This window comes from Mesoflavibacter zeaxanthinifaciens subsp. sabulilitoris (assembly GCF_014191595.1).
In the GTDB taxonomy this organism is placed as follows: domain Bacteria; phylum Bacteroidota; class Bacteroidia; order Flavobacteriales; family Flavobacteriaceae; genus Mesoflavibacter; species Mesoflavibacter zeaxanthinifaciens.
Genome location: NZ_JACHWV010000003.1, coordinates 336,712 through 349,783, shown reverse-complemented (window position 1 = coordinate 349,783; position 13,072 = coordinate 336,712). Strand labels below are relative to the sequence as shown.

Here is a 13,072-nt window from a genome sequence, read left to right as displayed (position 1 = left end):
CAGAGTAGTATCCTTTTCGATATACTACTCACTGTCAATTTAAAAGTCCTTCCGGTCGAATGTTGGGACTTTTTTTATGCTTATAAAGTTGGCAACGATCGTTCCAAACTGTTAAGGCTTTCTTAAATTGACAAGCTGTCATTATGAATCTCTTATTCTCATCACTTTTTAGTTAAACTACATTTTACACCGACGAACTCATTTGTAACTTACTGACATGACTGACATTAGGCAGCATCATTATTTCCATACATAGAATTGTTTTGTACATTAGTTTCTTGGTTACGCCATTCTTGCTTCCCTGACTTAAGAATTTTTATACCTGTAAATCCTAAAGTATTGCGAGCATCGTCAATAGGGTAGTTGCTGATTAAAATACCATAATTGTAAGGAAGTTTTTTAAAGAAAATATTACCAAAATCATCATTTAGGTTACAGTTCCAATTTCGATACACACGGTTACTTGCTTGATTATAACCAGAAGCAATACGCACAGTAACACCCATTTGTTTGAAGCGTGTTCCTTTTGTGGAAACGTTATAAAAGTTAGAATCGAAGTAGTCTAATAAACGGTGGTAGGCATCATTATCAATAAATGATAAGCTTTCTCGTCCTTCTTCAGTTAGCAATTGTTCATAAGTCAATGTTTCTATATGTTCAATAGGTGTAAAAGCTCCTTCAGATTGAGTTTTCACAAACTTGGTATGCGTACTTAAACCTCTAACATTGCTATTGTATAAATCGTTACGCCAGTTTTCATCAGCAAAAATCTCCCAATCTTGTTCAAACTGAGCATAGTGTTCTAATAGGCTTCTACTAGCCATTAATTTGAAATCACGATTATTATGATAGCCACAAAAACGACCTGTTATACCTTGCGCACCGTTTGCAAGCTGTCTGTCTCTTGGCTCAATACCGAAACGTACTTTTTCTTTAATTATACCTAAATCTTTACCCGCTGTTAACGCCTGAACTATTATAAGAACAACACGTTGCCCTCTTTTTAGAATTAAATCAGAGATTTCCTTAATTCCTTCATTAATACTAAAATCACAAGCTACATCGGATCCGATTACGATAGTGGTACATTGCTTTTTATACTGGTCTTTTAGTAATCTTCTTAGCTCAATCGCCCTTGTAGTATTTGATTCTCTAATGATTCCTAATCCATTCTCAAAAGTGTTTAAATGGTTTACATACTCTTCGGTTTTTGGGTGAATTGTATATACAGATTCTCCCTCCACTTCTTGAACTTGTAATGGTCTAAACCCTTCTGGAATATCTTCAATAACACCATCAGCTAACATTTCAGAAATACCATAGTATTCTGGTGGACGCACACCAACTATAACATCTACATCTGTTGCTCCAGTAAATTGTGCATCTAAAATATCATAAGGTGTTGCACTTACTGCGAGTAATTTAATATCTGGCATACGGTAACGCAATTCAGCAAAAAAGGCTAATTCAAATGAAGATTCTACACCAGAACCATATTGGTCCTCGTCACGAACAATTAACTGCACATCAAATTCGTTTACGACTTTATGAGGGTTTGGATGATTAAAGAAATTACTCATCTTCATTACTTTTAATACCGAAGGTTTCATATCACCTGTTACACAATCGTAATATTCGCGTTGTAATACACGACAATTCTGATTGTATAAATCTGTATCACGCATACTGGTTACAAATAAGATAGATTCATATTCTTTAATTAAACCTATTGCAGGTAAGACATAATTGCACAGAAAATATACCGTACCAGATTTACCACTTTGCATAGATGCTACAAATGCCATATTCTGATTGCCTTCTTTTAAAGACAAACCTATACGAAGTGCATTAATAATTTGATTAGGGAAGATTCCGGTTCTTCTTGAATTGTTTAATGTGTCCACAATGTTCTCTTCTAGAGATTGTGGTGCGTCTAATTGCTGAAGCAGTGTTTCTATCTCAGCGTCCCAAAAGTTTTGATATGCAGTCATAAGAACAGTATTTAAAATTAATACTGCAATATTACGACCTAACTATGCGAAGTAATCGCATAGTTTATTGAAGTCATTTGTGATAAGTTAATTGGCTTTATTAAAGTTTTCTACTATTTTGAATATTACATCTGCTTGTTGCTCTGTAAATACACCGTCTATCCCCATGCTGTGATAGTTCTTAAAAGGTGTATCATATAGTTTACTAGGTTCAATCTTACCATTAGTAGTCAGGAATTTTTTAACGGTATCCAAAAACTGTATTTGTACAGCGTTTAATTGGTAGTCATTGGTGAATTTTGCAAAAGCAGCATCTACTTTCTCAGGACTTAAGCCCATTAGTGATATGATGAATTTGACTAGACTGAACTGAGAACCTATTTCCTTTTCAATATCTTTTTTATCTATACCTCCTTTAAACAGTATATCTTCTAAAGCTTGTAATTCTTCTTTAGTTATAGATTCACCCTTTCTAATTCTAGCTATAGTAATATGGTTTTCATTCTCACGAATTAACTGCTCTAAGCGATGTATGTTATTTTGAAAGGGAGAAGTATATTCAGGTGTTTCTGTATCTGAAAATTTATTAGTTTTTATTTCATCTTCAATAATATAGTCTTCAAAATCTGTAGTAACGTAACGCTGATCCTCTGGATCAATATATTTTACTAGCTCACGAACCCCTTTTCTTAGTTTCTCAAGGTGAACAATACCTTCTACTTTCCAGAAATCCTCTTTTAGAGGTAATTTGATTAATGCTTCTTTAGACTTGACCGCTGGTATGGTCGTTTTCTTTAGTAGCTTTCTGGATGTGCCAACTACTTTAGTAATCGGTATCATAAAACTATTGACATACTCTTCACTGTTCGGTGTTTCGAGTCTCTTTGTTATTAACGTATAAAGTAATTTATCATAATACCGTGCTAAGTCTGTATCTACTTTTTGCGGTTTAATTAAAGGTGCTAATTCATCTTCTAAACGCTTAGCATCACGCTTAGATAAATGGTTCCAAATTTCACGATTATCGTTACCAAATTCATGTACAATTTCAAGTTTCATTTTTACATCAAATCGCTCTAAATCTAGAGTTGCAACATCTTTATATAAACCGTCTAACAACTCCGTTCTAAAATTTTGTAGCGCATCATCTTCTTTAAACTTATTAATCTTTAAATATTCTGCCAAGCGTAATCGTAAGCCAAATAAAATCTCTGTCAAACTTTTTTGTGAACTTGTCTCTATCCCTTCAGGATTCTCATTAAAAAATTCAAAATTGCCACATAAGTCAAAAATTAAGAAATGCTTTTTGTCTTGACCTGCACCAAATAAATCTGGACGTAATCTAGACCCACGACCTATCATTTGCCAGAATTTAGCATATGATTTTACAGGTTTATAAAATACCAGATTCACACAACTAGGAGCATCAATCCCTGTGTCCATCATATCTACAGAAATCGCTATTTGAGGCAAGCGTTCTTTTTCCTCATCACAAAAACGATTGATAAACTCTTTTGCTTTAGGTTCGCTATGGGTTATTACTTTTACATAATCATTACCAAACTGTTCTTTATCGAGTTCCATAAAGGTATCTTTAAGAAACTGTGCATGCTTTCTATTTTTAGCAAAAATGATAGTCTTACCCAACTCGTCGCCACCACGTTTTTTAATGCCGTGTTCTAACACGTAGCGCAATGTTTTTATTGCTGTAGGTTTATTAAATAACCAGGTGTTTAATTCGGAAGACGAAATCCACTCGTTACCTGTGGCTTCTTCGCCATCTAATATATCTTCTTCAAACTCTTCTTTTTCTTCATCGGATAACTCATCATACTTGATCCCTTCACGAAGAAATTTAGTTGGCACCTCTATCGTATGATAAGGCGTTAAGTGATTATTTGCTACTGCTTCTTCAAAAGTATAAGCATCGGTTGGAGATTTATCTGCCAATCCAAAAATATGATAGGTATTTTTATCGATACTATTTTTTGGTGTTGCCGTCAACCCTAAGAATAAAGCATCGAAATACTCAAAAATGGCTTGGTATTTTTTATAAATCGAACGGTGTGCTTCGTCAATAATAATTAAGTCGAAATGCCCAACACCATAAAAACGTGCTTCATCATCACGACTACGATCTATTAGTCCCATCATGGTTTGATAGGTAGAAAACGCAAAGCGTGCATCTGGATTATCTTTTTCTTCTAATAGATTAACACTGGTATGTTCTGGCAAATGTTTTACAAAATTTCGTTTTGCTTGCTCGACTAAACTGGTACGATCTGCTAAAAATAGAATACGTTTTGCCCAATTACATTCTAGCATTACTTTAGAAAACGCAATGGATGTTCTGGTTTTACCAGTACCTGTAGCTAATACTAATAGTGCACCACGATTTGTCCCAATTAACTTGCCATCATTTTTATCATTACCAGCAAAATGTTCTGCAATACTTTTTATGGCACGCATTTGATAGAACCGTCCTGATATTTCGGTATCTATAGGTGCTGTACGGATGTCTTTGCGATGTGTACGACGAAACATAACTGTCTTTAGTTCTGCTTTTGTATAAAAACCGTAAACGCGACGTGCTTGTTTATAGAACTGATCGTCCCACAAGAAAATCTCATATCCATTACTGTAATACATCACTGGACGACGACCATGCATTTTTTCTAAACTATCGGCATATAGTTGTGCTTGGTTTTCGCCTTTACTAGCACTTTCTAAAGTGCGTTTTGCTTCAACTAATGCAAGTGGTAAACCATCATCATCCCATAGCACATAATCTACATAGCCAGTTTCTGATGTGTTAGTGGATTTGGGCATGTATTGCACTTTGTATTCTTTATCGTTAACACCTTTTAAATCCCAACCCGCTTCTCGAAGTGCTACATCTATTAGGTATTTACGAGTTTCGGCTTCATTACGTGGATGGTGTGTCTCATCTTCAACATTGGCTTCAACTTTATTCGCTTCTATTTGCGCTTGTAATGCTTCTATTTGCTTTTTAAACAGTTCATTTTCATCAGCTAGTTGCTGCCTTTCGGCTTCTTTGGTTTTTAGTTGCTCTTGATACGTATCTAATTCTTTATCAAGTTGCTCTTGCAGTTGTTTTATTTGCTTACGCGAAAGCGTGCTACCACCTTCTTTAGGAATATAATCAAAGTCGAAAATACCGATCTCACTTACTGACTCTTTAGCATATGATTTGATAAACCACTTACCAAAATAGAAGAGTACTTCTATAGCTTTATGCGCATCTATATCATTTACTGGTTTGTTATGCGTTGCAAGGTTCCCTACCTTTTTTATAAGGAATAATTCTCCATAAAGTTTGTGGTTAAATTGCTCTTTAAAACAAGGTTGCACCATTAAACTATGCAACGAGGTGTCATATTGCTGTTCTAACTCTTCATCATTGGCATACATCCAATTTATAGCTTCTTCTAAAGCCATACGGCTATAAACGAGTGATGTACGTGGGTCTGTAATGACCAACTGTTCTGCCTTGACTGCTCTGTCATGGAACGTGGAAAACTCGTTTTTAAGAAACTGGAAATTTGAATTCATATTTATCTTTACTTAATTAAACCTAACCTAGTCATTATAAGGAAACCTAAGAGTGTTTTTTGTTCCGGATTTATGTTCGCAGTAAATATAAACACTACAGTTTAGACATCTACTCGGAAAACTAACATTTTTAACATTTAAATGATTACCAGATTTCAAACTATTTATTTTTTCTGATTCCTTATCAACAAATTGTTCTCTGGCTTCTTTTATTTTGATTAAATGTATATCTACTTTTTTAACATAACGAATCATAGCTCCTTGAAACCCAACATCGTCATCTAATTTATATATCGACCAAATCCAATTAATAAAATAAGCATAATCTACATTTAAATTTTTAAATTTAGTTAAATAAGCTTCTGTTTCTATAATATCTGAATTATAAACTTTTGAAGCATTAGTAGAACTAACAGAAGAGAATTTTTCTTGAATTAATACGCGTTTACCATCATTTAATTGAACTATATAATCTGGTGCACCTCTTAATTTTTTATTATCACTATTAAATGATCTATTAGTAGTATCAAAATAATTGTTTATAATTAGTTTGCCTTTAAATAAATTCTCGAAAATTTGAATATCTCTAGCTGTTAATTCAACTGAATCTACAACCTCATGATTTTTAAAAGCGGCTAAAATATCCTTGTTTTTCTGATATTTTAAATAGCGATCATAAAAACCATCTTTATTCCCCATCCAGATAACTGATGAATCCATAGGTTTTAAAGTTGGAATATTATATGTCTTATTTATAGAGAAACTAACTGGGCAATATATATACTGACTTAATTCACTAAGTAATAGTGCGTTTGGCTGATTTACCGTTTTAGCCAAATATGAAGCCTTGCTTATAAGGTCTAAATCTAACAAGTAAAGTATATTACTTAATTTATTCTTACTAATATATGTAGAGTGATCATCTCTTGTATATGTAATTATTTTTATAATATATTCAACAAACTCAATACGTTTTTCATCTGAAAATTTTAAATGCTCATACACCCAATTTATATAAAATTTTATTTTGTTTGTTTCTATTAAAATTGTCGCTTTATAAGTATAATACTGTTGTTTATTGGATGGATAAAATAACTCATTGTTACCTTGTCGACCTTTATCACTTAGTTTTGTTGGGTTTAATCTTGTTGTCCATTTATAAGCTTGACTATATTCTTGTTGACTAATTAGTATTGATATAACCACTAATGCTGTAACTTCATATACAAGCTTGGAAATAGGGTCATTTTGACTAGAATTATTTAATATAAAATCTGCATCTACTTCAAATTCTGAATTATCTTTATTACATACTTCACTTGAAAATTTAAGCCACAGTGCTTCATTTTTTAGAGCGTTAGAGTTTGGAAACTTATTTTTTAATTTTTCATGATATTTATTAGCTAGATCATATAATTTATCCTTTCGTAATACTCTTACCAGTTTAACCCCTTCTTGTTCAATAGTTATTTTTTTAAAAGCCATGTCGCAAACATCAGTTATTTTTAAATCATCAGATATATTACCAGTTGTAATTATATCTATAAGTTGTTTGCATGTGTAATTGTGATATGGCTTCATGGTTAATTAATTAATAAACTATATTCATTAACTATTGATTTATTAAAATTGTAGTGTAGGTGGATTCTACAATAGTTTTCCCATATTTACGCTCTAAACTTCTTATTGTAAAATGTGCTTCTGCCATTTTTTGATAATGACTTATAAATGCAAGATTAATAGTGCCACCACCAATTGCACCAACTAAAGGAATTGCCTGAGCTAAAAACTTTTCTGTAATTACTACACTTAATCGTTTAGAAATATAACCTACTAATTTTTTAAGACCTTCTGCAGTAACCTTATCTAAACCTTGGTTAAGAGCAACTCGTGAGGAATAATAAGCTATATCTAAATCATCGTCTGACTTTGACTCACCACCTAAAGCAAACACCTCAAAACAGGCTTTTTGTGTTTCTAAATCGTATAAATCTTCTCCATGACTTCTTGCTATGTCCATAATACTACGCAACATAAACTTTGTTGTAAGAGTAAATTCTGAGGTAAAAATTAATGTGCCAAATCCTGTTGTAGAACCAAAAAAACCACTTGCTGCTCCACTTGTTGTTGTTAGTAACCTATAAGTTTTTTTTGAAGGCTTCTTAAATTTTTTTTTTGTTTTTATAGTTTTTAAGTTCGCCTTAATTAACTTGTGTAATGCTTTTTCTACAGATAGTTCTACCTTGTTTATTACCTTATCTACTTTAACTTGATACTTTTTTGACAACCAATTCTTTGCTTGGTTTTTAACTGTATCTGTTGTAAAACTCACTGTCGAAGCTGCTAGGTTTAACCCTTTCATTGCCCAGCTAATATCTTGCATTTTTTGCTTAGCTTCTTTTAATAAAAGAACATCGTTATATTCCATTATGCTGTTTTCCATGATAGTATTTTAATATCTAAAATTTATTTTCATTATGAATAAAACATCTCAAACACATATCTGCTATTAAAACATAATAATCTGCTCTGAGCTTCATACCTATCTTGGTGTCAGGAAAATTATCTTTATTTAAAATATTTATTACTACACCTCTTTGCCAAATGGCACAAGTGAAAACATCCAACATTTTATCTCTCAAAAGCTCTAATTTATCTCTAGTTTCTTCACTTACTTTAAAGTCATTATATTTATTATATTCAATATAAATTCTATCTTTCCATAATTTTAAATCCAGACCTTCATAAGGAGGTTTGGTAAAACGGACTCTACCAATACTTATATTTTTATCATCGGTATATAGCTTTTGTAATAAACTTGTCCTATAGGCTTTAAAAAATGATATGTTTTTAGGTATAGACATCTTACACCAACTCACCTTTAAAGGCTTTTTGCAATAAGCAATTAAACAAATCTTCGGTTTGTTGTAGCTCTTGTTTGACAAGTGCTTTTTGCTGCTCTATTAACCCTATTTTCTCTGCGAATTGGTTTTGTAGGTTTAAGGTTGGAACAGGAATTTTAAATTCCTTTATAATTTTCTTGTTCAAATTAGCCATTGTTATTCCTCTTGCTTTTTCATATAATTTAGAAATTGATGATTTATGATTTAATACATAAAAAGCATACATAGAATTTACTTGTTCATTAAACCTAATGTATAAACTTCCAGTTCCACAAAAGAGGTTTTCATTTTGAACAATTGCAATCTTGCTTAAATCTCCTCTTCGAGCCATAATTAAGTCACCTATTTCCAAGTGGTAATTAGGCAAAGAGTCAAATTTTGAAACACCAATTTTACGACAATTAACTAAATCAATCTTTCCTTCATTAATATCTGTTGGATTAACTAAATCGTACCCAAACTCCTTATAGTCAGATTGATGAAGCTGAGACCCAAAAGGACCTATTTGTATTTTCCTGCTTATAACATCAATAGATTCATTTTCCCAACCCTTCGGATTAATAACCGGATCCCCAAACATCTCCAAAAAGATGCTTTGAGCCAGTTGGTCGTACTCTGTAAGTAGTTGCTGGGTTTTATCGCGTAAGGCTGCTGCGTTATCTAGTATTTGGGCTATGCGCTTTTGGGTGGTTAGTGGTGGTAGTGGGATTTTAAACGAAACTATATCATCCATTTTAATATAATTTGTTGCGGAACCAACTTGTCTTTTAGTTATTTGCCGAATCCAATATTTTGAAAAATAGTAATATAAGAATTTAGGATAAGCATCAATATCATAAAGCACATACGTTCTTTGATAAGCTTCTAACTTTCCTTTATAATGATATACATTACCTACGTTCGCACCATTACCAGGTAAGATAAGTACCTCATCATCAAAAGAAAATGTATTAGCTTTACTTGGAATATCAGCACAAGTAAAAAAGGTATATTTACCATCAGCTACACCATGATTTGCATCATACCTACCTGTTTTAATTTTTAAAATATCACCAGCTTTTACAATATTCATAGTTTTATTAATTGGTTGATTAATTCCTGTCTTTCTTCAGAAAGCGCACTTATTCTTTTCAAAATCACCTCTGGCGCATCATATTCGACTTCTTCATATACTATTTCTTTGTAGCGGTTAATGGATAAATCCCAATCGTTGTCTTCAATCTCTTTTACAGGTACTAAAAAACTTTGGCTAGTACGGTCATTATAATCATGTGTACAAGTACCATCTAAAAAGTTATCAAAACCTAGATTGCTTGGTACATCTTTTACATGTAATACTTCGCCATTGGCATCGTGCATTTTGGCAAAATAGTCGCTTTTAAGGTAGCGGTAATGATCTAGCACTTGTGGTAGGTTAAAATTATCGTGTGCTTGTGCTAATTGCGCTAGTTTTTCTGGTGTAAGGTCTTTAGCAAATGCAAACTCGTTAAACACGTCTTCATCTACAATAAGGTTACGTTTTTGGTCTAGGCTTTTGCCATCGGCTTTCATATCGTAAAACCACACCTTGTCTGTACCGCCATTATCTGTTTTGGTAAACAGTAAAATGGCAGTGCTTACTCCAGAATAGGGTTGAAACACACCACTAGGCAAAGAAATAACACCATCTAGCTTGTGGTTTTTAACAATCTCACTACGGATGCTTTTAAAAGCTTTACCACTACCAAACAGCACTCCATCTGGTACAATTACCGCAGCACGACCACCTTTCTTCAGCTGGCGTAACATTAAGGCTAAAAAGAGTAGCTCGGTTTTAGTGGTTTTAGTGACATTGCTTAATCCTGGTGCAATGCTTTCTTTGTCTATTGTGCCTTTAAACGGTGGATTTGCTAAGATTAGTGTATACGCATCGCTTATGGTATTGTCTTTACTTACGGCATCTACATCTATAATATTAGGTTCTTCTACACCGTGTAAAAAGAGGTTCATACTGGCAATGCGCAGCATGGTAGCATCAAACTCGGTACCGTTAAACATGTGTTTGTTAATATGCTCGCTGTGTTTGTCTAAATCGGTGATACTGTAATGCTTATCTATGTATTCTTTTGCTGCTACTAGAAAACCTGCAGTACCTACAGATGGGTCGCAAATGGTGTCTTCTAGTGTTGGCTGCATCATTTCTACCATTAACTTAATGATATGGCGTGGTGTACGGAACTGACCTGCAGTACCACCACCTTCTAGCTTAGACAAGAGGTACTCGTAAATATCACCCTTGATGTCTTGGTTGCTCATATCTAGACGCTCTAGTTTTTCCATGACCTGGTCTAGCGTACTTGCTTTGTTAATACCAAAAGAGGCGTCTTTCATGTAGGTAGAAAATAAACTTTTCTCGCTACCTAAACTGCGAATGAATGGGAAAATACCATCTACAGAATTGTTGAAAATGTTGTGACGTGCTTGTACGTCCATTTCTTTAAGGTTTTTCCAACGGAAATCTTGTTGGTTTTCGCCAAATATTGGTGTAAACTCTTTGTTTAAACGTTTTGCCATACGCTCGTTACGCGTTTCGGTCTCGTCTAAATCTTTGATAAAGATGAGATAGGTTAACTGCTCTACGATGGTTATGGTGTTGGATATACCACCTGTCCAGAAGGTGTTCCAGATTTGGTCTATTTGTGATTTTATTTCTCCGGTGATCATGGATTGGTTTCTTTATTTTTTAAAGATATTGGTTTGATTTCTATTAATTTTATGGAAAACCATAAATAGTTTATGGTTATTCAAGAGATTAAATTTTTCCTGTGATCATAACGCCATGTATTTATTAATCAGTTGCATTCTTTTTTTACTTTGTATTTCTTTATGAATAAAATATCTCGAAATTGCTTTTATTCTAGTTGAGGCCTCAATAGTTCTTTGAGTCCCTTTTTCTAAAATATCACTGTCTTTAAAAATAGAAACATTATCATTAAAAAAATCTAAGACATCGTCAATATCTAATTGTAATAATGCAGCCACTTCTATGGGTGTTTTCCATTCGTATTTTTCCTTCTGATAATACTCAATCTGTTTTTGGTACTTTTTAAATAGTAGCTCAAATTCTATTTCTACAATTCTACCTCTTTGAAGGTCTTTATTTTGTGGTGTTTTTAAATATTTTTTATCAAAAAGGTCTATGTCAAAAACCGCACAAAATTCGCTTATAATATGTGGATAGATGTGGTTATCTATAATATCTCCTAATTTCATTTATTTATATATTTGTTAAGTATTAATAATATGTAGTATAAGCGTGAATACTATAGTATTATTTAATTAAATCCTTAAACTTTTCTTTCATGGTTGGGTTGTTGTAGGTTAACCTTTTGATGGTTAAATCCTCTGCTTTGTTATTTGCTAAACGTAAGTTGTTTTCTGACGATAATAAAGCAGCTTTCGTTTTTTCAAGATGAGAAATAGTTTTATCGATTTCACTAATAGCAGTCATAAACTTACGACTAGCTAAATCATAATTACGAGCAAAACCGGTTTTAAATTCCTCAATTTTATCTTCAAAGTTTGTAATATCAATGTTTTGATTTCGCATGATATTTAGCTCTTGCTTGTACTCTAAAGATTTCATTCCAGAATTTCTTAATATGGTAATGATTTGTATGAAAAACTGAGGACGTACTACAAACATTTTAGGGTATTTATGAGATACATCTACAATACCTGTATTGTAGTAATCACTATCTGCTTCTAACATAGAAACCAAAACAGCATATTCGCAGTTTTTAGCTTTTCTGTCTTTATCAAGTTTGGCAAAGAAATCTTCGTTTTTCTTTTTGGTAGCAGTTTCGTCATTTTCATTTTTCATCTCAAACATGATTGATACAATCTCATTACCATTCTCATCTTCTTCTTTGAAAATGTAATCACCTTTTGTGCCACCAGAAGCATCATTGTCTTTTTCGAAATAGGCGTTCTGGAAACCTGTTGCTCTTAGCTGGTTGAAACTGTTTTCGCAATGTTGTTCTAAATTTTCTCCCAACATTTTGGTAGATTGTTTTTGTTTAAAGTCTTTTAAACGTTCTATTTCTTCATCTCTATATTTGATGACTTGGTCTTTAGTTTCTAATTCTCTTCTAAAATCGTCTTTTAATGATTTTTCTAGCAGCTCTTTTTCAGTATCTTTTACTTTAAGATTGTTTTCGAGCTTATCTTTTTCTTTTTCTAATGCATTTACAGCTTGTTGCAGTTCTAACTGTTTTTGCGTTTCTGCTTGTGCTAACTTTGACTGAAGGTCTTTTATAGTGCTGTCTTTTTTTGATACTTCTTGAATAAGCTCGGTTTTGCTTTTTTCACGTAGGGTATCTATTTCACGTTGCTTTTCAGCTAATTTTTGTTGAAAGTCGTTTTGTAATTGAGACTCTTTTAATTGAAGCGCATCTGCCTTTTGCTTTTCAGCAATTTCTAAACGGTTGTTAATTTCGTCTTGAAACTGCTGGTCTCTAACTTGCTTTACAATATCAGTATACACTGAATCGTCTACTTTAAATACTTCTTGACAGTTTGGACATTTTACACTTGTATTCTCACTCATTTTTTTTTGATTTTGAT

9 protein-coding genes are annotated in these 13,072 nt (G+C 32.8%); all 9 read right to left on the bottom strand.

Annotated elements, in window-relative coordinates; all coding sequences use genetic code 11:
• Window positions 1-227 precede the first annotated feature (227 nt).
• Complete coding sequence (locus tag FHS04_RS06395) at window positions 228-1,991, bottom strand: hypothetical protein (protein ID WP_106679048.1); 1,764 nt, start codon at window positions 1,989-1,991, stop codon at window positions 228-230.
• An 87-nt stretch (window positions 1,992-2,078) separates the two neighbouring features.
• Window positions 2,079-5,564 carry a DEAD/DEAH box helicase family protein gene (locus tag FHS04_RS06390; RefSeq protein ID WP_106679050.1) on the bottom strand — a complete coding sequence of 1,162 codons (3,486 nt, stop codon included), beginning with the start codon at window positions 5,562-5,564 and terminating at the stop codon, window positions 2,079-2,081.
• A gap of 27 nt (window positions 5,565-5,591) precedes the next feature.
• Window positions 5,592-7,145 (bottom strand): hypothetical protein, encoded by a 1,554-nt coding sequence (locus tag FHS04_RS06385; protein ID WP_106679052.1) that lies wholly within the window; start codon window positions 7,143-7,145, stop codon window positions 5,592-5,594.
• A gap of 31 nt (window positions 7,146-7,176) precedes the next feature.
• Entirely contained in the window at window positions 7,177-8,007 is an 831-nt protein-coding gene (locus tag FHS04_RS06380; protein ID WP_106679054.1) for an EcsC family protein, read from the bottom strand.
• A gap of 16 nt (window positions 8,008-8,023) precedes the next feature.
• On the bottom strand, window positions 8,024-8,428 hold the full coding sequence (locus tag FHS04_RS06375) for a hypothetical protein (RefSeq protein WP_106679056.1): 405 nt from the start codon (window positions 8,426-8,428) through the stop codon (window positions 8,024-8,026).
• A gap of 1 nt (window position 8,429) precedes the next feature.
• Window positions 8,430-9,539 (bottom strand): restriction endonuclease subunit S, encoded by a 1,110-nt coding sequence (locus FHS04_RS06370; protein ID WP_106679058.1) that lies wholly within the window; start codon window positions 9,537-9,539, stop codon window positions 8,430-8,432.
• Window positions 9,536-11,170, bottom strand: coding sequence for a type I restriction-modification system subunit M (locus FHS04_RS06365; protein ID WP_106679060.1), 1,635 nt, complete (start codon window positions 11,168-11,170; stop codon window positions 9,536-9,538). The genes FHS04_RS06370 and FHS04_RS06365 overlap by 4 nt, the downstream gene beginning before the upstream one ends.
• A 105-nt stretch (window positions 11,171-11,275) precedes the next feature.
• Complete coding sequence (locus FHS04_RS06360; RefSeq protein ID WP_106679062.1) at window positions 11,276-11,719, bottom strand: hypothetical protein; 444 nt, start codon at window positions 11,717-11,719, stop codon at window positions 11,276-11,278.
• Window positions 11,720-11,777: 58 nt separating this feature from the next.
• Window positions 11,778-13,055, bottom strand: a complete 1,278-nt coding sequence (locus tag FHS04_RS06355; protein ID WP_106679064.1) for a DUF2130 domain-containing protein — start codon at window positions 13,053-13,055, stop codon at window positions 11,778-11,780.
• Window positions 13,056-13,072 lie beyond the last annotated feature (17 nt).